The organism is Halobaculum gomorrense (assembly GCF_900129775.1).
GTDB lineage: Archaea > Halobacteriota > Halobacteria > Halobacteriales > Haloferacaceae > Halobaculum > Halobaculum gomorrense.
This window is the reverse complement of record NZ_FQWV01000001.1, coordinates 638514-657202: the sequence shown is the minus strand read 5'-3', so window position 1 is coordinate 657202 and position 18689 is coordinate 638514. Positions and strand designations below refer to the sequence as shown.

General features: G+C 63.7%; 19 protein-coding genes and 1 pseudogene. 8 read left to right on the top strand and 12 right to left on the bottom strand.

Annotation, left to right across the window (positions count from 1 at the left end; all coding sequences use genetic code 11):
* Positions 1-92 precede the first annotated feature (92 nt).
* A complete protein-coding gene (locus tag BUE16_RS03285; RefSeq protein ID WP_073306953.1) occupies positions 93-539 on the top strand; it encodes a hypothetical protein in 447 nt (148 codons plus the stop codon).
* 48 nt (positions 540-587) lie between these two features.
* Here the strand turns inward: BUE16_RS03285 and BUE16_RS03280 are convergent, their stop codons facing one another.
* The 4 genes from BUE16_RS03280 to gatD form a co-directional block, all read right to left on the bottom strand.
* Entirely contained in the window at positions 588-839 is a 252-nt protein-coding gene (locus tag BUE16_RS03280; protein ID WP_073306952.1) for a hypothetical protein, read from the bottom strand.
* Positions 840-911: 72 nt separating this feature from the next.
* Positions 912-1166, bottom strand: a complete 255-nt coding sequence (locus BUE16_RS03275) for a hypothetical protein (protein WP_073306951.1) — start codon at positions 1164-1166, stop codon at positions 912-914.
* A gap of 40 nt (positions 1167-1206) precedes the next feature.
* Positions 1207-2148: a GNAT family N-acetyltransferase gene (locus BUE16_RS03270; RefSeq protein ID WP_073306950.1), complete on the bottom strand. Its 942-nt coding sequence runs from the start codon at positions 2146-2148 to the stop codon at positions 1207-1209.
* Positions 2145-3416: a Glu-tRNA(Gln) amidotransferase subunit GatD gene (gatD, locus tag BUE16_RS03265; RefSeq protein ID WP_073306949.1), complete on the bottom strand. Its 1272-nt coding sequence runs from the start codon at positions 3414-3416 to the stop codon at positions 2145-2147. Before gatD ends, BUE16_RS03270 begins: the two co-directional genes overlap by 4 nt.
* Positions 3417-3584: 168 nt before the next feature.
* Here gatD and BUE16_RS03260 point away from each other — a divergent pair, with 168 nt between their 5' ends.
* Positions 3585-4133 (top strand): hypothetical protein, encoded by a 549-nt coding sequence (locus BUE16_RS03260; RefSeq protein ID WP_143165347.1) that lies wholly within the window; start codon positions 3585-3587, stop codon positions 4131-4133.
* A gap of 31 nt (positions 4134-4164) precedes the next feature.
* Here the strand turns inward: BUE16_RS03260 and BUE16_RS03255 are convergent, their stop codons facing one another.
* A complete protein-coding gene (locus BUE16_RS03255; protein ID WP_073306948.1) occupies positions 4165-4974 on the bottom strand; it encodes an ArsR/SmtB family transcription factor in 810 nt (269 codons plus the stop codon).
* Between the two features lie 26 nt (positions 4975-5000).
* Positions 5001-5720: a DUF1405 domain-containing protein gene (locus BUE16_RS03250; RefSeq protein WP_073306947.1), complete on the bottom strand. Its 720-nt coding sequence runs from the start codon at positions 5718-5720 to the stop codon at positions 5001-5003.
* Positions 5721-5875: 155 nt separating this feature from the next.
* On the opposite strand from BUE16_RS03250, the gene BUE16_RS03245 reads away from it, so the two are divergent.
* Positions 5876-6634, top strand: coding sequence for a DUF1405 domain-containing protein (locus tag BUE16_RS03245; protein ID WP_073306946.1), 759 nt, complete (start codon positions 5876-5878; stop codon positions 6632-6634).
* Between the two features lie 77 nt (positions 6635-6711).
* Complete coding sequence (locus BUE16_RS03240; RefSeq protein ID WP_073306945.1) at positions 6712-7803, top strand: enolase-like domain-containing protein; 1092 nt, start codon at positions 6712-6714, stop codon at positions 7801-7803.
* Between the two features lie 80 nt (positions 7804-7883).
* Here the strand turns inward: BUE16_RS03240 and BUE16_RS03235 are convergent, their stop codons facing one another.
* Positions 7884-8819 (bottom strand): HFX_2341 family transcriptional regulator, encoded by a 936-nt coding sequence (locus tag BUE16_RS03235; protein ID WP_073306944.1) that lies wholly within the window; start codon positions 8817-8819, stop codon positions 7884-7886.
* Between the two features lie 396 nt (positions 8820-9215).
* Here BUE16_RS03235 and BUE16_RS03230 point away from each other — a divergent pair, with 396 nt between their 5' ends.
* On the top strand, positions 9216-9788 hold the full coding sequence (locus BUE16_RS03230) for a type IV pilin (RefSeq protein WP_268762473.1): 573 nt from the start codon (positions 9216-9218) through the stop codon (positions 9786-9788).
* A 209-nt stretch (positions 9789-9997) separates the two neighbouring features.
* Here BUE16_RS03230 and BUE16_RS16200 read toward each other — a convergent pair whose 3' ends face one another.
* The 3 genes from BUE16_RS16200 to BUE16_RS16195 form a co-directional block, all read right to left on the bottom strand.
* Positions 9998-10348 carry a DUF3784 domain-containing protein gene (locus BUE16_RS16200; RefSeq protein WP_073306942.1) on the bottom strand — a complete coding sequence of 117 codons (351 nt, stop codon included), beginning with the start codon at positions 10346-10348 and terminating at the stop codon, positions 9998-10000.
* A gap of 142 nt (positions 10349-10490) precedes the next feature.
* Positions 10491-11327, bottom strand: coding sequence for an IS5 family transposase (locus tag BUE16_RS03220; RefSeq protein ID WP_073307071.1), 837 nt, complete (start codon positions 11325-11327; stop codon positions 10491-10493).
* Positions 11328-11469: 142 nt separating this feature from the next.
* On the bottom strand, positions 11470-12285 hold the full coding sequence (locus BUE16_RS16195) for a transcriptional regulator FilR1 domain-containing protein (RefSeq protein ID WP_143165346.1): 816 nt from the start codon (positions 12283-12285) through the stop codon (positions 11470-11472).
* Between the two features lie 289 nt (positions 12286-12574).
* Here BUE16_RS16195 and BUE16_RS15965 point away from each other — a divergent pair, with 289 nt between their 5' ends.
* The 3 genes and pseudogenes from BUE16_RS15965 to BUE16_RS03205 all read left to right on the top strand — a co-directional run.
* The gene (locus tag BUE16_RS15965) at positions 12575-15094 is read left to right on the top strand and encodes a PGF-CTERM sorting domain-containing protein (RefSeq protein WP_159435712.1); all 2520 of its coding nucleotides are present in this window, start codon (positions 12575-12577) and stop codon (positions 15092-15094) included.
* Between the two features lie 184 nt (positions 15095-15278).
* Entirely contained in the window at positions 15279-15452 is a 174-nt protein-coding gene (locus tag BUE16_RS17105) for a hypothetical protein (RefSeq protein WP_234972316.1), read from the top strand.
* A gap of 132 nt (positions 15453-15584) precedes the next feature.
* Positions 15585-16295: pseudogene (locus BUE16_RS03205) on the top strand (RNA-guided endonuclease TnpB family protein); the annotation flags it as partial.
* A gap of 173 nt (positions 16296-16468) precedes the next feature.
* On the opposite strand, the gene BUE16_RS03200 reads toward BUE16_RS03205, so the two are convergent.
* Positions 16469-16816 (bottom strand): hypothetical protein, encoded by a 348-nt coding sequence (locus BUE16_RS03200; RefSeq protein ID WP_073306939.1) that lies wholly within the window; start codon positions 16814-16816, stop codon positions 16469-16471.
* Positions 16817-16911: 95 nt separating this feature from the next.
* Positions 16912-18438 carry a DUF6517 family protein gene (locus BUE16_RS17100; RefSeq protein ID WP_234972315.1) on the bottom strand — a complete coding sequence of 509 codons (1527 nt, stop codon included), beginning with the start codon at positions 18436-18438 and terminating at the stop codon, positions 16912-16914.
* Positions 18439-18689: the final 251 nt, after the last annotated feature.

Genomic DNA, 18689 nt, shown 5'->3' with positions numbered 1-18689 from the left:
CGCGGGGACGGGCGCGCCGGTCGCCGTCGCCCGCGAGCGCTCGGGGCGACCCGGAGCGCCCGGTTTTTACCGCGCTTCGCCGTACGGACCGTATGACCCGCTTCGACGCCAACACGTCCGCCGACCGGCGGAAGCTGTTCGCTGACGCCGTCACGGCCCACCGCGAGCGCGGCAGCGCCTTCCTCACGATCGAGGTCGAACCGCCGCGCGAGCAGCTTCAGTTTGGGGACCCTGACGACGAGGACGACCGTTCGGACCCTGACGACGGGGAGCAGGAAGCGCCGCCGTGGATCCAGTTCGCCGAGAAGACGTTCAACCTCGACTGCACCGACGAGGAGCTGTCCCGCCTGCACGACGTGCTCGATGAGTACCCGGAGTTCCGGGTCGACGAGCAGGAGGCGCCCGACGAGGCTGAGGGGACGAACGTCCGGATCTCGGCGCGCTCAGACGCGAACCGGCTCGCCGGCTTCCTCGACCGCGCGTTCGTCGAGGTGTACGACCAGCCCGAGGACTATCGGGCGTGGGTCGTGCAGATCTGAGCGGGCGGGCGCCGCGGCGGTCGGGCGGTGGAGACCGGACCGCGCGGCCTACTCGCGTTCGATGAGGAGGTACAGAAGCACCACCGCGCCGGCGCCGAAGACGGAGACGAACAGGCCGGCGAGCACCGTCGCCAGCGCCCACAGCGCCTCGTCGGTGCCGCGCTGCCCCTTGGCGTCCTGGTACACCCAGTAGGCCATCCCGACAGGGAGCAACAGCGAGAAGATCAACAGGAAGATGAAGCCGATGATCAGCAACTCGACGCCGCCGGGCAGCGCACCGAACAGTGGGAGGGGGACCATACTCCGGCGTTGTGACGGGGTCGACAAAACCGCGTCGGTGCCGCGCGACGGGTCGCGTTCCCGCCCGTCCGTTCACTCGCGGATGACGACGGCGTAGTACACCGCGAACGCGAGGAGGAACCCCACGAGGTTCAACAGCAGCGACGCCAGCGCCAACGCGACGGCCCACAGTTTCGGGGAGTCTGTCCGGCGGCCTTTCGCGTCCTGATATGTGAAGTAGCCGACGACGACGGCGACGATCACGTTCAGCAGGCCGACGATCCCGGGGTCGAGCGGCCCGAGCTGAAGCGGCAGCGTCGCCGAAGCGGCCGCGCCGAGGTGGCGCATAAGCCGTCCACTCGCGCCGACGGGTGAAACCGGTTGCGGCTCAGTACAGCGACTCGTCAGTGAGGTCCGCCGCGAGTACGAAGTCGGGCTCGTCGGAGACGGGCGTGCGCGTCGTGGCCGCGTCCGACACCCAGCGTGCGCCCTCGGGGATCAGGATCCGCGTCTCGTCGATCCCGCGCTCGGCGGCGGCGCGTGCGACGGCGTCCGCGAGCGCGTCGAGCGCCTCGGCGTCGTCCCAGGCGGCGGCGTGGTAGACGCCCCACGTCTGTTCGACGCCCTCGTCGTTCTCGCGGTCGTAGGTGTACGCCAGTGCCGACATCGCCCGCGTCCCGCCGTCGACGACGGCGAACAGCCCGTCGCGGTCGGCCGCCGCCGCGAGGTCCGCGCGCGTCAGCTCCGAGCAGGCCCACGACTCCGCGTCGTCCATCGCCAGCCCGCGGAGGTGATCGCGCGCGTCGCTGTCCGTCCAGTACGCCCACGCGGCGTCGGGGTCGGCGACCACGTCGAGCGCGGGGGTGGCGTCGGGGTCCGGGTCGGGCCGGAGCCAGCGGAACTCCGTCGCTGGGGCGAACCCGACCGACCGCGACTGCCCGAGCCCGGCCATGTTCCACGAGAACACCATGTTGCGGACGACGACCGCGCCCCGGTCGCGCGCCCACCGGAACGCCGCCTGCGAGAGTGTCGGCGAGAGGCCGTTGCCGCGGTAGTCGGGGTTGACGCGCATCGCCTGCGCCCACGCCTCGGTGTCCGAGAGCATGACGCACTGGAGGACGCCGGCCACGTCATCGCCGTCGTCGACGTCGACGACCAGCGTGCGCTGGGTCGGGCCGTCGGAGGCGACCATGTCGCCGAACACGTCCGGGAGGTAGTCGCCGTGGCGGTCGCCCCAGGTGTCCCGCGTGAACTCGACGACGGCGTCGACGTCCGACTCCCGCGCCTGTCGGACCGCGAACTCGTGGCCGAGGGAGTCGCCCCCGCTCATACCCAGGGCTTCGACTCCTCGGTCAACTCGCCCGCGAGATCGCAGCCCATCGCCTCGGCGGAGTCGGCGACGTTCGCGAGCGCCCACATCAGCTTCACCTTCGCCGTGCCCGGCAGCGTATCGCCCGCCTCGACGACGCCGGCGTCCAGCAGGTCGCGTCCCGTGTCGTACACGCGGTCGCAGACGCGACCCTCTAGACACTGGCTCGTCATCACGACCGTCGTGCCGTCGTCGACGAGCGCCTCGAACCGCGGGATGAGGTCCGTGTGGACGTGCCCGAGCCCGGTGCCCTCGATCACGACGCCCGACTTCCCGTTGAGGTAGTCGAGCGCCGCGGGGTCCATCCCGGGCGTGAACTTCACCAGTTCCACGTCCTCCGCGAGGTCGGACGCGACCGCGAGGTCGGTGTCGCCGCGGCGGGCGTACGCCTTTCTTTCCCGGAAGGACACGTCGACGCGGTCCTCATGGGGGTCGTAGTCGACGCGGCCCAGCGGCTCGGCGCCGACGGTCTCGAAGGCGTCGCGGCGGGAGGTGTGGTTCTTTCGGACGCGCGTCCCGCGGTGGAGCGCGCAGTGGTCGTCCGACGGCGTCCCGTGCATGCAGACCAGCACCTCTGTGCAGTCGGATGTGGCGGCCTCGACGGCGCAGACGGCGTTCATCACGTTGTCCGAGGAGGGGCGGTCGGCCGAGCGCTGGCTGCCGGTGAACACGACCGGAACCGGCGTGTCGAGCATGAACGACAGCGCCGACGCGGAGTACTGCATCGTGTCGGTTCCGTGCATGACGACGACGCCGTCGGCGCCCGCCTCGATCTCCTCGCGGACCGCCTCGGCGAGGTCCGTCCACGTCTCGGGGTCCATGTTCTCCGAGAGGATGTTGGCGACGACGCGGCCGCGGTAGTTCGCGCGGCCCGCCAGGTCGGGGACGGCGCGCAGCACGTCCTCGGCGTCGAAGCGGGCGGTGACGGCGCCGGTGCGGTAGTCGACGGTGGAGGCGATCGTCCCGCCGGTGGAGATGAGCGCGACCGTCGGGAGATCGTCGTCGAACGCGACCACCGACGCGTCGCCCTCCTCGTCGGCGTCCTCGCCCACGTCTCTGGCGCCGCCTTCGAGCACCTCGACGGCGGCGTCGGCGCGGTCGACGCCGACGTTGTACCCGCCCTCCAGCTTGAGCACGAGGTGCTCCTCGTCGCTCGACGGCATCAACACGCCCTCGTCGGTGACGCCCGCGCGCTCGACGCGGACGCGGTCTCCGGGGCTTGGGGTCATACGCGCAGATAGCGGCCGGGGCGAACTTGAACCTGCCCGTCCGCGGTTCCCCGCGGGCGGCGCGTCGGGGGATTTCGTCCGGCCGGTAGCCGTAGCATGGCGGCCGCTCTGGGCGGGCGCGGCGCGACCGGCGCAAGACCCATGGCCGCGCGCCGCGCACACCCGGGCATGGGCAAGCGCCTGGCGGAGCTGCAGGAACTCGCCGAACGCGACGGCGCCGACGGCGGCGCCAGCGGCTCCACCGGCGAGAGCGACGACGCGGTCGCGGAGTCGACCGCGACCGACGACGCCGGGTCGACCGGCTCGCGATCGCTGCTCGGACGGACGCCGTTCTCGGCGAAGGGCTTCCTCCTCACGCTCGCCGCCCTCGTCGGCGGGCTGGTCGTCGGTTCTGCGGTGCCGCTGATCGGCGGGCTCACCCGCTACCTCGGTCTGTTCGCCGCCGCGTTCCTCCTCGGACTGGGGCGCTCGCGGCGGGCGTACCTGGAAACCGCGGTCGCCGGCGCGCTCGCGGCCGGCGGGGCGTTCCTCCTCGGGACGCTCACGAGCGGGAGCGTGCTCCTCAGGGCGAACCTGCTCGCCGAGTACGGCCTGTCGCCCGCAGGCGCCGGCGCGACCCTCGCGGGCGTGGGAGTCTCCGTCGGCGTCCTCCTGTCGGTCGCGGGCGTGTACTTCGGGCGCGACCTCCGGGCGGGTCTGACTCGCGCCGTCGAGTAGCTCCTGGTCGCGCGAGACGCGTCGGCCGACGTTACTCGACGAGCCGCCAGCGACCGGCCTCGCGCGCGAGCAGGTCCGCGTCTGCGAGCCGGCGCAGGCCGTCTTCGACGGCCTCCGAGTCGGCGTCGACCTCCTCGACGACGGCGCGGTGACTGCCGTCCGTCGAGGTGACCGCCGCGAGCAGCTTCGCGTAGAATCGGGAGTCGGCGTCGACGCCGAGGCGGTCGTTCACCCTGTCGAGCAGATCGGCCATCCGGCCGTGAACCCACCGCTGGGCGAGCGAAAGCTCGTTCTCCAGGTCCTGAAGCTCGTCGAACTCGGCGGCCAGCGCGGCTAGCTCGTCGGGTCGATCGTCGTCGCCGTCCTCCCGCCGGTCGTCGCGTTCGGCGTCGTCGGCAGCGTCGGCAGCGTCGGCAGCGTCGGCGTCGGCGTGACCGCCGCGACCGCTTCGGACGGCGCCGTCGTCGGTGTCACGGTCGTCGCCGGCGCCGTCCCCGGTCGACCGGAGCTCCAGGTCGATGTGCATGTGCGGGCACCGACCCTGGATGTCGAGGCTCGGGTTCGCGGGGTACGCGGACTTCGTGCCGAAGCCGTGGCGCGAGACGTTTACCTCCAGGCGCACGTCGCGAGCGATGTGGAAGTACTTGCGCCGGCGGTCGTCGGTGTGGCTCTCGATCAGTCCCGTCTCCTCCAGCTTCCGCAGGTGGTCGATGACCGCCTTCGGCGACACGCCGAGGTACTCGCTGATCTCGGTGACGTAACAGGGCTTATGCGAGAGCAGCCGGAGGATGCGCCGGCGGTTCTCGTTGCCCAAGAGATCGAGCAGCACCGCGGAGTCCATACACGTGAGGTAACCGCTCGGCGTATTTAAGCACCGCGTCGCCGGTCGGCGGCATCGCCCGACGGCAGGACGGCGGCGGCGACCGCGACCGCCGTGACCGTCGCCGCGAGGCTCCCGAGTGCGAGCGTCCAGCCCGGGTCGTACCGCACCGGCGGGTGGTTCGCGAGCGGGAGGCCGAGCAGGAAGCCGTAGTCGAAGAGGTCGTTCGCGACCGCGAGCAGCGCGACGCCGCCGAGGATCGGCCGGGAGGTCCGACCGACGCGGGCGAGGAGGAGCGCCTCCGCGAGGAACGCGGCGTGGGTGGCGAGGATGCCCCAGTAGGCCCACAGCGAGTCGGCGTCGAGGCCGACGTACAGGTCCGCGGGGAGGTCCGGCCTGACGAACGGGACGTTGAGCGCGAGGAACGTCCACAGGCCCATCTTGACCAGCCAGACGACCGCGAGCGTCGACAGCGCCGACAGCACTGCGGTCCGGGGCACCGCCGACAGACGGTAGCCGGCGAACGGCACCAGCGCCGCGAGCACGAGCGTCCCGAGCGCGATCGCCGTCGGCGAGTCGGCGTACAGCGGCCACAGGTACGTCGCCACCGCGGGCATCGTCTCGACGTAGTAGCGCACCCCGACGAGAAAGGCGAGCGCGTTGGCGACGAGCAGCAGCGCGAGCGTGGCGGGCGTCGTGAGGTAGAACTCGGCGAGCGTCTCGGGAACGGGGTTGCGGGTCCGTCGCGCCTCGGTGTCGTCGGCCACGGGCTTGGCGAACCGTCGGCCGGCTGCGGCTTAATCGGCGGTGGTTCGGCGGCATCCCCCGCGGCTGCCCCACGCCATCCCCGCGAGACGACCGCGGGCCGCCGCCGCACACCGCCACGGCTAAGCCGCGGACGCGCCACACACGCCACACCCGAATGAGCCCCCTCGCCGACCTGACCGACGACGACGGCCTCCCCGAGCGTCCGGACCTCCCGTGGTACGTCGCGCCGCTCCCCCGGACCCTGGAGAACGTCGGCCTCCGGCTCGCGACGCTCGTCGTGGCGGTCAACCTCGTCGGCACCGCCTTCGGCTTCTGGTACTACGGCGTCCACCCGCTGCCGCTGTCGGACCCGCTGATCACGTGGCAGCTCGGCGGCACGCCGCCTAGCATGTGGGTCTTCGTGCCGGATTCCCCGGTGGCGACGCTGTTCATCGCGCTCGCGCTCGGCCTGTGGAGGCTGGACCGGTCGAACGAGTACGTGAACGCGCTCGCCTTTTTCGGCTGCTGGAAGCTGGGGCTGTGGACGCCGTTCGTCCTGCTGGCGTTCGCCGACGGCTTCACGGCCGCGACCCCGCTGCCGATGTACCTGTTTCTCCTGTTCTCCCATCTTGCGATGACCGTCGAGGGCTTCCTCCTCTACCGCATCTCGGGGTTCCCCGTGCGGGCGGTCGCCGTCGCCGTCGCGTGGTACGGCCTCAACGACGTGGTCGACTACCTCCTCCCGATCGTCGGGACGCCCCACCACACGCTCATGCCCGGACAGGTGGTCTTGGAGTCGGGCGTCGGCTTCACCCATCCGTCGCCCACCCACGAGATCGCCGCCGCCGGGGCGGTCGTCCTCACGCTCACGGCGACGTTCCTGGCGCTGGCGACCAGAGTGAAGCTGTTCGAGGCCGGCGCACTTCGGCCCTGACCGCCGACGGTCGGGTCTCGGCGAGGCCACGCCGACCGCGGGGAAGGACTATCCCCCGCGGGAGAGAGGGTTCGACCGTGAGCACACCCACCCTCTTTCGCGCGATCGCCGACCTCCCGCTGACGATCGAGTCGGTGGCCCTCCGCCGACGCGCCCGCGACACCTCCTCGGGGTTCGAGCGCGTGAGCACGACGGTCCGCCTCCGCGGCGACGGCGAACTCGGTCGCGGCGAGGACGTGACCTACGACGCGCTGGACCACGACGCGCTGTTCGCGACCCCCGAGCGCGACCCGCGGACGACCGCCGACGGCGTCGACTTCGCGGACGCGTTCGCCGGCGAGTGGACGTTCCGAGAGTTCTCCCGCCGTCTCGACGACGTGGACCTGTTTCCGATGGGAGCGCCCGAGCGGAAGACGGGCCACGCCTACCGCCGCTGGGCGGTCGAGTCGGCCGCGATGGATCTGGCGCTCCGGCAGTCCGACACCGACCTCGCGAGCATCCTCGGGCGCGAGCGCGAGCCCGTCACGTTCGCGGCGTCGACGCGGCTGGGAGACCCGCCGAGCGCCGACCGCGTGACCGCCATCGCCGACCGCGTCCCCGGCATCGGGTTCAAGCTCGACCCGACAGACGACTGGACCGACGAGGTCGTCTCGGCCCTGCCGACCGAGCAGGTGCGCGTCCTCGATCTGAAAGGCCTGTACGAGGGAACCGATGTCGACCAGGAGCCGGACGCCACGTTCTACGAGTGGGTGCTGGAGTCGTTCCCGAACGCGGTCATCGAGGACCCGGCGATCACCGACGAGACGCGTCACGTCTTCGAGGGGCAAGAGCACCGCGTCTCGTGGGACTACCCGATCACGGACATCGAGAGCGTCGAGGCCCTGCCGTGGGAGCCCGCGTGGCTGAACATCAAGCCCTCGCGGTTCGGCACGCTGGAGGCGCTGTCGGACACGCTGGAGTGGGCGCGCGAACGCGACGTGAGGCTGTACGGCGGCGGGCAGTTCGAGTTGGGCGTCGGCCGGGACCAACTGCACGCGCTGGCGTCGGTGTGCTACCCCGACGGCCCGAACGACGTGGCGCCGCGAGCGTTCAACGACCCGGAGGTGCCCGACCGCCTCCCGGCGACGCCGCTGGCGCCCTCGGCGGCGCCGCGCGGCTTCGAGTTCTGAGTTCGACGCCCGGGCGGGTCGCGCCGGCGTCGGTGTCAGGTCGGCGTCGCTCCCGCCCCCGGCGACCTCGCCCGCGCGACCTACCGCTCGTAATCCGACGCGTCCTCGGCCGCGTGCGCGCGGACCCACAGCTCCCCGATCCGCGACAGGCGCGTCCGGTAGGACTTCCCGTGGGACTCCTGCTCGACGTACCCCTTTCCGCCGGGGCCGAGGCGGTCGACGTTGTAGATGACCTTCGAGCGGAACGAGTCGGTGTACTCCTCGTTCAGCTCCGCGGCCAGCGCCTTCGCGAGTTCGCTCACCGACTCGAACTCGCCGTCCTCCCCGAGCTTGTAGAGGATCACCTCCTCGAACGGCTTCACGTTCGAGAAGGAGGCGACCGGGAGCTCGATGATGTGGCGGCCGTCGACCTCCTTGGCGCCGATGGTCGTCCCGCGCTCGTCGAACTCCCCCAGTAAGTCGGTCGCCGCCGACAGGCGCTCGCGGAGCCGGTCGGCGTCGACGCCGGCCACCTGGTCGACCTCGTCGCCGACGCCGTCGAGCAGGTCCCCGAGCAGGTCGCGGCCCCTCCGAAGCTCCTCGGCCAGCTCGGTTTCGAGGTACTTCTCCGGTGCCGTGTAGTAGGTGTGGATGCGGTCGCGGTCGGCCTGTCGCTCCAGCGTGACCGAGTGGGCGGCGGTGGCGAACGCGAACGAGACGGGCCGCGGCATCGAGGAGACGTTCACCCACACCTCCCGGCCGGCGTCGAGCTCCTCGTTGATGAGGTCGTACGCCTGCTCGAAGGCGGCGTCGTAGTCGTACACGTCGGCGACGGGCACCCGCTCGGTCTCGGCGCCCAGCAGGTTCCGGAAGTCCGTCTCCAGCTTCTGCGAGAGGTTCCGGGAGTACTCGACGTTGGCCTCGCTGCCCACCGCGCCCTCCAGCAGCACGACGCGGTCCACGTCGAACTGGTCGCGGACCAGCGGCGCTATCAATCGGTCGTAGTCGAACCCGACCGGGACGACGTGCGTCTGCATTCCCGTCGGTGTGCGACCGGAACCGGGTTAAGCGTGCCGTGCCTCGGATGCCGAGAGCCACCTCACCCATCTCGAAGAACTCCCGTGTCCTTCGACGCCGTGTGAACCGCCTCGGGGTCAAGCGTCGAGGCTTCCCGCTTCGACGACGCAACTCACAGGAACCGAGAAAGGCCGACCTCAGCCAGTTCCCACGGCGGTCGCAGCCTCCCCGAGCGTGACTCCGGCCTGCCCCGGACCAGCGGATCCGGCTCTGTTGAACTCCTTCAGAGTTGACATCGAGAGGACCTTCCCTTCTCACCGGCCTTGTTGAAACCCTCATTCGATGATAGGTTTCAGCAGTCCTGCTGAATAGAGGGCGCGTATGCAGTACTCTTGAAAGATAATATAAATTGATTAGTGCCCCCGTCCAATAGTACACATACGGTTAGAATATCTTCGTCACGGGCCGTTTCACCAGTTATAGCTAACATTTTGATGGTTGCTATCGTAGTGATACTGGCCGCGACGATCTCGGTGTTAGCGCTTGGATTTACCGACGAAGCCAATCAACCCGGACCTATCGTTGGTCAATCAAGCAGTGAACTTGTCACACAAGAAGGAAATGATGGTGGAAAAGTCAATATCACGCATATCGCAGGAGACACTTTGTCAGCTGCTAACCTCGAAATTGCCGTCAATGCACAGGACGCCTGTGGGAAATCCGGTCGATTGGTGAACTTACCGGCAAGTGGAGGCGACCCGGTACCGACCAGCGAGTATGTTCGTGGCGACGATATTTTCGACAACTCATATAATTCAGTGAGCGGACCAATTGGTGAAGCAGGCGGTCAGTGGCAGGCAGGCGAAACAGCCACCTTCCGATTAGCTAGTTCCGAATGTGAACTCAATAGTGGCGAGAGTATTACAGTTCGCGTCGTGCACACGCCGACAAACTCGGTCGTAATTAAGCAAACACTGACCGCGACGTAGTCGGCCTCTGAATAGTTAGATCCCTATCATATGAGAACTTCATTCAGAAATTAAAAATTCAAAAAATAATGACTGTCGTGCTGACTACATCCTCTAAATCGGTCACGGCAATTCTGACAGGTGATAGAGAGATCAATATCGTCAGTGCAAGATAGACAGCGCGTATCGGTTACAGATGAAGAAGTACCACAGTTAAACTCACTGCCGCGTTACTGATCAGGTTCAGAGACATACTTTCGGGCGGTTAAGACAGCGTATCCACTGAACACCAGAACGGCGATGGTGTATCCGGACCAATAGGTTACCTCATCTACCGGGATACTATCCAGCACTGGATATAGCAAGCTGGCGAGTACGGTGACGACTGCGATGATAAGTACCACTCCACCGACCACTCGTGATAGTGCTTCTGTATCAGCGGCCATACCGCTCCGATACCCAGCAATAAGATGAACGTCGCCACGATAGCGAATGCGGTAGCTTAGCCACCCGGTGAATACGCCTGAGAGTGCCATCACTCCTATCACGACTGTGATATCAGTTCCGAGCGCAATGGCCATATGGAATTGTTCAACTACGGGATCAAAAAGCCAAAGCAGTATCTTCAGTATTCATTTTCTATCGTGCGATGAACACCCGGTCCTGCTGACTGCACGCTCTGTATTCAGCAGTCTATTCCTCTCAGCAGTAGGGACATTCGCACTATTCATGCGAAACAGCGAGGCTTCGTTCCACGTTGTGAACGACGCACTTGATGACGAGTTCGCGGATCTGCTTCCACCACCGGCGTGACCGCACGAACGCACCGAACTTCTGTTTGATCGCCGCGTTGACTGTCTCGTTCACGTTCCGTTGATGGTAGAGATCGCCATCCAGCCGTGCATTCCACGCTTTGTGGAGTGAGGTGAACTCACGATGCTTGATGAGTGGTCGAATATCGTGGTCGCGGGCGAGCCGGCGGAGCTTCTGGTCGTCGTATCCCTTATCACCGGTCAAGACCGCGATGGACGCTGCGTTCCGTTTCACTACCTGTGGCGCAATCTGCGTATCGTGTTTTCGTGTCGTCGTTACGTGGATGTCGAGAACGGCGTTGGTCGCCGTATCGACCAATAGCGTTGTCTTCAACTGCTGGATAGTGAGGTTCGTCCGCTTCGTGTAGTGTGTTGAGGCATCCGCCCGCTCGAACCCGGACGCATCGATGCCGGTGACACCGTTAAGCGGCAAGTCCTTGAGCGAGACGTTCAGCAGCACCCGCCAGACGGCCATTTCCAAGCGGTCGAACGCCTTGCAGAGTGTCGAGGGTGCGGGGATCGAATCGAGATCGAGGGCGTCACGAATGCGAGGCATCTCGATGAGTTCGTCAACAAGGTCACGGTATGTAGTCGTCTTTTTCACCTTGAGACAGAGCAGAACGACATGTTGGCGGAGCATGAACCGCTTCCGTGAATAGCGAGTCGAAAACCGTGCCACAGCACGGCGAGCCAGCATCATAGCCCTTTCAACGAATCGAAGAAGTCGTGACTTTGGGAGAGCATCCATCTTCCTCCAGCTACTCACCAGTCATGTTTGTCAGCAAGGGTTTCAACAAGGCCTTCCCACCGGGTTTCGGGGGGATTAGAAACTCGCCTCTCAGCGAATCGCAAGACGTGAAGGGCGTTTTAGCAGCCAACGAGGCGAGACACTACTCGGCGCTATGTCCGAGCCAGTCGGAACGACGTTCAGCTATCTCACGGAGTGGTATCGCATCTGATTGAACCTCTTCGTAGAGTTTGTCAGCCCACTCGAGAGCGCGCTCGTTTTTCGTCCGGATCATTCCACGAAGAATCCGTTGGTCATCATGGATTGGCATGATCAGTTCACGTCTTTCACTATCGGAGAACGTGAGATAGAATCCAAACGGAACGCTATCTGTCGACGAGATCGACAGCGATTCCATCTGTAACGTTTCGTCGAGGAGGTCGCCATAGGTCTCAAGCAGATGGCGTGCAAGAGAGTCTTCGGCGATCAACTCCAGAATGAATTCATCCTCACCGGTCACGCGGTCATAAAATCCTTCAATCATTTTTGGGTCGTTGTCAGCGAGACCGATTGCTCGAACTCGGTCAGCCGAGAGAATTTGCTCTCTCGGCTCTTGTGTGAGTGCGGTGACCGACGGGACATCAGTTGTCAGGATGTCGGCGTCAACGAAAAGACGAGGGTTCACTGGTGCTGAGTCTGGCAAGTTGTTCAACAATCCTTCCGTCTCACCGACGGTGTCTCCAATTGCGGTTATCTCCTGGACGGATTCAAGCAGTACCCGTCCAGTGTAGGTGAGTCGATATCCACGCGAACTTTGCTCCAGTAGATCCGCGTCGACGAGGTCAGGGATGACACGATTGACCGTCGACCGCGAATCGGAAAGTTCGTCGACAAAGTCCCGCTTCCACCGCGGCGAGGATGCGGCTAACTCCAAGTAGGTGCGTCGCTCGAGTGCCAACGACACTAGATCTGAGTCCATTAGGCAGTTGTTTTATTTGGTTAAGAGGCAATAACTGGTTGGCGTATACATTATTCTCTTCTAGCCAAGCGGTTATACGGATAAATCACAGGCTGGGCCAGTGTGTCAACCGTGGGACGACACTGGTGCGGTGAAGTATAGTCTGCCTGCGCAAACTGTCGGGCGAAGACCAAAGTCGGCGCTCTCGGCGTCTTATTCGCGTCTACCGTGGCCGGCCAGTGGTCGTCGAAAAACTATGCAGAGGAAAACTCGCGACCGTCGAACCGCACTGACCTGCGTGATCGCAGTATTGGTCGTCCTCGCCGCCGGAGTCGCCGGCGTCAGTGGACTAACAACGAGTGGCGGTACAGTTTCAGGAATCCCGTCATCAACTGGCGTTGTCGCTCCGGACACCGTAATAAACGGGAGTACTGACAGCGACATCGAGATCGGTTATAACGTCACGGCGTACATCGAAGACGGATCGCAGACTCTGTCAGATCTCACGCTTGGTGTTATCTGGCCAAACGGTTGGACATCGATCAACCTGACAGAATCAGATGGAATCATAACCGTCACCATTCCTGCTGGGACTGTAGCAGGAGGTGAGCACGTCTACTCCGCACTCGTGTATAATCGGTCGAGTGGTCAAGTTGTCGGGACGACCCCAGCGGTTGACGATGGTGCACTCACAGCAACCACGTCGGTGACTATCGACTCGTACACAGTTTCGAATACGACGGTGGAACCTGGCGAACAGTTCTGGGTGAATACCACCCTCAATAACACGGGCACAAACGAGGACCGGTTTACTGTCGCAGTGTACCAGTTCAATCAGGAACTTGCAAACCGGACAGTCTCCGTCGGTGGTGGTGAACGGCGAGTTATTAATTTGAGTCTCACCCTTGATAGAGAGGGGACGTCCGAAATTCGGGTTAATCAGGAGTCTGCGACGACAGTGACAGTCAACGATACCACAAGTGCCGATGAGACGACCTCCGCAGGAATCCAGGTCAAATCAGCGTCGGTCGTGTCAACCGAAGTGCCGACGGGTGAGCAGTTCAGTGTGAATGTCACCCTCAACAACACTGCGTCGACCGAGCAACAACAAAATATACGAGTCGATGGATTTGGAACCGTCTACACCGACGAGCGAATCTCCAACAGTACGACCGTCACTGTTCCGGGAGACACGGTGAAGACGGTCCAACTCAATGTTACCGCGCCGAACCCGAACCGCTTCGACCTGTTGCTCCCAGATGGAACACGGACGACCGGGTTCGCCCTCGCCGATGGGACACACATCGCCCTGACCAATGTGGGCACCAACGTGACTGCAGTCGTCGGTGAGGAGACGTTCCTCGCTGCGACGGCTCACAATCTCGGAGATGCGAAGGGATTTGCAAACCAGACGGTCGTCTGGAACGGGACTGTCCTCGGGAGCTGGAACCGGACCGTGAATTCGACCGAACAGAAATCCGTGGGTTGGCTCGTGCAGTTCCCCGAACGAGTTGATGCGGGGACAGTGATGCTTGGCGACCGAACGGCGAATCTGACTGTTCGTGAACCGGTTGTGGCGTCCTCGAACGTGACCTGTATCGCCGGTCCGTGTCCCGAGTCCGAGATCGTCGCAGACCTGGGGCTTGATGCAAACATGCTCCAAGGAAGCCTGAAAACGCAGGCTGGGAGCAGCCTTGATACGACGAACGCAACCACACAGACTCGGTTCCGTGTCGAGCTCGTGACACAGAACTTCTCGGCACCGGTGCTGATCGGGACAGGGCACAACGCGACGTGGAATCGGACGACGATCAACAGTACCCACACGCGGCACGTCGTGAAGGTGACCGCGTCGGAGTTCGATCTGGTTGAGGGTGCGCGCCTCGGTGCGTGGCCGACCGGCGCCGATGACACAGCGACCTTCCACCGAAACGCAACCGTTGACCTCGCGTTCGATCCGATGGATCAGTACGCCACGTCGACGGAGCCACGCGAGCGGTTCAACGGGACGATCATCATGACTGACGCACAGACCTTCGGCCAACTTGAGTACCAATCGGGTGGTGCCTTAACGGAGCCAAAGCTGTCCTTGCTCGTGGCTGGCCCGCACTTCAAACCGGATGGTGAAACAGTCAATGAGGGGTATTATGAGGCCTTTCTGCCAGGTTCGCTACTGTCCTCGTGGGGCGTCACCGATCCGGGGGCGCTGACAGCAGCATACGCTGGGAACTCAACCAGTATCTCGGCACAGAACGAAAGCGGTGGGATAGTGGTCGAGATACCGATCCACTACTCCGCGGGAACCGTGTCTATCCAGCCCGCTGTATCCGGAACGAGTGAGAATGAGACGACCGACAGTAGCGGTCCATCGGATACGTCGCCGAACACGGGCGACGACGTGAATACCGATAGTTCATCATCGAATACAGACTCGAGTAATGACTCCGACACATCTGGATCGCCGAGTGAGAGTGATGACTCCGACACATCTGGATCGCCGAGTGACACAGCGCCGAGCTCATCTACCAATACCTCGTCGAAATCAATCACAGAGAATCGGAGTGCGGTGACCGCAACCGTTACGCCTGAGACACCGAGGTCGACTGCTACGCCAGAGGCTACAACGACAAATGCAACGCCCACAGAGTCCCCATCGCCTTCGGAGACACCAACAGAACGACCCAGCACGGCTCAGTCCGAAACGGACACACGCACGACTTCGTCCGAGTCAGGTCGGAGTGAGACATCGACAGCCGGACCTGGATTCGGAGTGGTCGGGGCCGTGCTTGCGTTGCTGAGCGTGGCTGTACTCGCGACACGGAGGAGTTGAGAACGAAACGCAACGGAAGCATTTTCGGCACAGATTGTTATATTGACTCTTTCCGGGGCGACGGATGTGAGAACGTACTGAGGACGAGGAAGTCACAGAACAGTCGGTACTCCCCGTCTCGTGAGCTTCGAATTGGTCGCGACAGACCGTTGGCTTATCACCTGCTACAGTTTCCTGATGGTACATGAGCGAGGCAAGCGAGACAGAGTCGAGCGGGAAAGACACTGGGGCAGGGATAGCGATTGGACTTGCAATCGGCGTCGCTATCGGTTCTGCTACGGATGATCTCGGTCTGTGGCTCGTGATCGGAGTGGCAATTGGTGCTGCGATCGGATCTGGACTGAGTAACCGGGAATAGGGATATATGGATCTGTCGAAATCCTCTTCACGTCTTGCGATTTGCTGAGAGGCTAGTTTCCAACCGTACCGACGAAAACCGGTGGGGAGAGTAGCTGTTCCCAATGTCAACTCTGAAGGATTCCAACAGAGCCACTTCGTCTGTAAAGTCGAACTCGAAACAAACGACTCAGTAGGTGACGAAGTGGCCGGTATTGACCTCGGGATCACAAATTCGCTACGGTCGTGTTCCCAGACGAATACGTTCTCTACCCCGGTAACTCGCTCAAGCAGGACAAGCACTACTTCAAGCGTGCTGAGTACGACACGGAAGGTGAGAACGGCCCGTCTGAGAGGTCGATGTGGGCGCGTCAGAAACTCGCAGACCGTGAGACCCACTTCTACCACGCCCTCTCAGACACCATCATCACAGAGTGTGTCGAACGCGGTGTGGGCACACTCGCGGTGAGTTGGCCCGAAGACGTGCGAGAGTCCGACTGGGGAAAGACAGGCAATAAGAAACTCCATACGTGGGCCTTCGACCGCATCTACCAGTACCTCGAATACAAGGGTGAGATTCGTGGTGTCGAGGTACTGAAAGACAACGAGTGGAAAACACCTCGAAGACGTGTTCACAGTGTGGCGACGACACGAAAGCGAACCGTGTTGAGCGTGGGTTGTACGTCTGCCAGTCGTGTGGGTTGGTCGGGAACGCGGATTGCAACGGGGCGGAGAATATGAGGCAGAAGATAACTCCGAGTCCTCACGGCGAGGATAGAGTAACGCCTGTGTGGCACAGCCATCGACACACTTGTTCGACCACGAGAGCGGGACGTTCAAAACGAGAGAACAGGTCGTTTCGTAGACCAGCAAATACCCCACCTGCGGGACGGGAAGCCTCGCCGTGTACCGCGAGGAGGATGTCACCGTGTTGGTGGTCGTCTACGGTGGGGACCGCCTGGCGGATCGAGAGCCGCCAACTCCGCAAGACGCTGGGCTGCCTCCGGAAGCAGGGTAACTAACGGAGACAGACGGAGATCAGGAGCTTGTCCGTTCACGCCACGACAGTACTATGCCGATGAACAGAAACGCGGGTAGAACCGCGACAACCGGGGATGCGATACTGCCGACGAGGAACACCGCCCCAACAATGGTTACGATAGTAGTCGCAACGAGCCGGTACGATCCGCGATACAACAGATAGATCGCGGGGAGTGTCACGAGGAACGCTGCCGCGGTCACGACGAGGATGCCTCCGCCGAGAACGAGGCGCACGATGGTGCTCGCGTTCTCCGGCGTGCCGGTCATCTCCGAACCGAGCATCACACCACCGACCGCTAACTGGGCGAGGAACCCCAGAAACACGACCTGCCAGCTTCGCGGCATCAGAGCCCACGCTCCACGACAGTGCCGTCGGGTCCCGTCCGTTCGCGACCGGGCACAGCGTCCATCAACGGGAATGGTAGTCCGTTCATCCGTTCTCAATCCCGTCGCTCGGTGAGGCGAGGCACGACGACCTGCATCATCGCTCGGGCATCGAGATACCAATTTTTCCAGGAGATGATCGGGAACGGTATCGGCGGTTCCGTTTCTTCTCCGTCGGTGACCCCACCGGCAGATTCCAGCGGTGCCCGTTGCGTACCGATAGCCATCACGTGATCGCCCGGGGTCGCGCGTGCGATATGAATGCCGACGGCCCACTGTCCACTCCGGCCGCTGAGCACGCCCGCGTACGTCTCGATAGTCGTCGTCTCGTCGAAGATCGTCGGCTCCAATCCCGTCAGCGATTCAGGTACGTTGTCGGCAATCTCCGCATCGAGCGAGAGATAGCCCTCCGGGGAGAGTCGTTTCGGTCCGTCGACCCATCGAACGTCGTCCGCGTCAGAAACTCCCGCATTTCGGAGGAGCCGTCGAGTGGTGTCAGCGGTCAACAGCGTTTCCGAATCCATCGACACGATCGGGTTTGCTTCGACACCCGCGATCGACGCCGACGGGGTGGAGAGGACGGCCAAGTCGAATACGGCACCCGCGAGCGCGGCTGGCCGGCCGTCTCTGAACAGCACTCCGTACTCGTCGGGGAATTCCCAACTGAAGAGCGCATTCCCGACGCTCGCGACGGTCAGAGTTTGCACGTCGAACGTTTCTCCGGGCTCGACGGAACGCCCGCCGACCGAGGCGAGGTCCACACCGAAGACCTCGGCGAACGACCGACCCTCCGGTAAGAATACGAGCGCCGGAGCCGGGACCGATTCCTGCTGGGAGGACGTCCCGGCGTCCGTTTCAGCACCCGCGTTCTGGGTGGGGGGGACCCAGGTCCGCCCCGGATACCAGCCAGTCTCTGCGATCCACATGCTCCCCGGATACCACATGCTCCCCGGATACCACATGCTCCCCGGATACAGTTCCTCGTCCGTCGTCCACATACTCCCCGGCAAGAAGTTTCGCCCCGGGACGACGTACGCGCTCACACCTCCCAGCTCGCCGAGTCGGATCGTCTCTCGCTCGATAGCGGCCCCACTGAACACCGAAATGGGGTCCCCGGTCGCGTCGGTGCGCAATCCTGCGGGTGCGAACAGGGCGATCGCTTCGGGGTCGATCTCGACGTCGGATCCGAAGACGGGGAGAGGTTGACTCTTCGAGACGAGGTCGGTCGCGGACGTGAGCGTCGCTCCGGCCCCGAGTCGCCCGCCGTTCAGGTCCGCCACGTACTGCCCGACCGCCGTTCGTACCGTGCCGTTGTCAGCGACTCCCTCCGCTCTGCTGTAGGACGCGAAGTGACTGGTGACGGTGATTTCGAGGTCACCGTTCGGGCCAGTTCGAGAAACACTCCTGGAGTCACTCGCGATTTCACTCAGTAGCAGCCCGTCCTGATCGGAACGCGGTAACTCGACTGGAGTCGATTCGAATCGCTGGTTCGTCACGTCTGAGCAGCCGGCAAGCGATGTCGCTCCGAGGACCGACAGGCCAGAAAGGAAGTCGCGTCTGCGGAATTCGCCTGGGTTGAACACGTCAAACAAGCGTTCAGGGGTCGGGTTGAATATTGACGCTACGTGGTTAGTATCTTGCTACTATTCGAGCCGACTCCCGAACGTGGTCGAGCTGTGCTCGGCAGTTGCGACACTAACCACGTAGCGTGGTGTACCAAGCGATACCTGTCACCACGTGATGGCGAGGGACACGTTAGATGTCAACTACTACTTCGCAACGTTCGACGCTCCGGGCGTCGACTGACCGACCCGTTCGAACGACTGTCAACGAG

Excerpts from the sequence above, each read along its gene's own strand:
- BUE16_RS16200 (WP_073306942.1), bottom strand. The coding sequence starts at position 10,348 with ATGGCCATTGCGCTCGGAACTGATATCACAGTCGTGATAGGAGTGATG.
- BUE16_RS03285 (WP_073306953.1), top strand. The coding sequence starts at position 93 with ATGACCCGCTTCGACGCCAACACGTCCGCCGACCGGCGGAAGCTGTTC.
- BUE16_RS03260 (WP_143165347.1), top strand. The coding sequence starts at position 3,585 with ATGGGCAAGCGCCTGGCGGAGCTGCAGGAACTCGCCGAACGCGACGGC.
- BUE16_RS03280 (WP_073306952.1), bottom strand. The coding sequence starts at position 839 with ATGGTCCCCCTCCCACTGTTCGGTGCGCTGCCCGGCGGCGTCGAGTTG.
- BUE16_RS03270 (WP_073306950.1), bottom strand. The coding sequence starts at position 2,148 with ATGAGCGGGGGCGACTCCCTCGGCCACGAGTTCGCGGTCCGACAGGCG.
- BUE16_RS03200 (WP_073306939.1), bottom strand. The coding sequence starts at position 16,816 with ATGCCGCGAAGCTGGCAGGTCGTGTTTCTGGGGTTCCTCGCCCAGTTA.
- gatD (WP_073306949.1), bottom strand. The coding sequence starts at position 3,416 with ATGACCCCAAGCCCCGGAGACCGCGTCCGCGTCGAGCGCGCGGGCGTC.
- BUE16_RS03255 (WP_073306948.1), bottom strand. The coding sequence starts at position 4,974 with ATGGACTCCGCGGTGCTGCTCGATCTCTTGGGCAACGAGAACCGCCGG.
- BUE16_RS16195 (WP_143165346.1), bottom strand. The coding sequence starts at position 12,285 with ATGGACTCAGATCTAGTGTCGTTGGCACTCGAGCGACGCACCTACTTG.
- BUE16_RS03245 (WP_073306946.1), top strand. The coding sequence starts at position 5,876 with ATGAGCCCCCTCGCCGACCTGACCGACGACGACGGCCTCCCCGAGCGT.
- BUE16_RS03275 (WP_073306951.1), bottom strand. The coding sequence starts at position 1,166 with ATGCGCCACCTCGGCGCGGCCGCTTCGGCGACGCTGCCGCTTCAGCTC.
- BUE16_RS03220 (WP_073307071.1), bottom strand. The coding sequence starts at position 11,327 with ATGGATGCTCTCCCAAAGTCACGACTTCTTCGATTCGTTGAAAGGGCT.
- BUE16_RS03235 (WP_073306944.1), bottom strand. The coding sequence starts at position 8,819 with ATGCAGACGCACGTCGTCCCGGTCGGGTTCGACTACGACCGATTGATA.
- BUE16_RS17105 (WP_234972316.1), top strand. The coding sequence starts at position 15,279 with ATGAGCGAGGCAAGCGAGACAGAGTCGAGCGGGAAAGACACTGGGGCA.